The following is a 266-nucleotide window of genomic DNA, read 5'->3' on the forward strand; positions in this document are numbered from 1 at the left end:
GGAAGCCCACGCGAGCAAAATCGTGCAGTTGTTCTTCATGCCGAAGCTCACGGCCTGGCGCAGCGTGTCCGACGATTGCGAGCCGAAGTTGAGGATCAGCAGCACGTCGGGCTTCGCGGCAACCGCGTTCGTCAGATAGCCGCTGAACTCTTTTTCATTCAGCGAGTGATAACTGTTGCCGACGTGCTCGATGCCCTTCTCCTTGAACACCGCTTTCGCCGCGGACAGAAGACCGTCGCCGAACACGTATTGCGGCGTGATGGTGT

General features: G+C 58.6%; 1 protein-coding gene. It reads right to left on the reverse strand.

Going from position 1 to position 266, the window contains the following annotated elements:
• The coding region (locus SB772_RS41825) for an ABC transporter substrate-binding protein (RefSeq protein WP_410838751.1) at positions 1–266 on the reverse strand (266 nt) is incomplete at both ends.

Origin of the sequence: Paraburkholderia sp. SIMBA_030, assembly GCF_046535245.1 — a bacterium.
Lineage (GTDB): Bacteria > Pseudomonadota > Gammaproteobacteria > Burkholderiales > Burkholderiaceae > Paraburkholderia.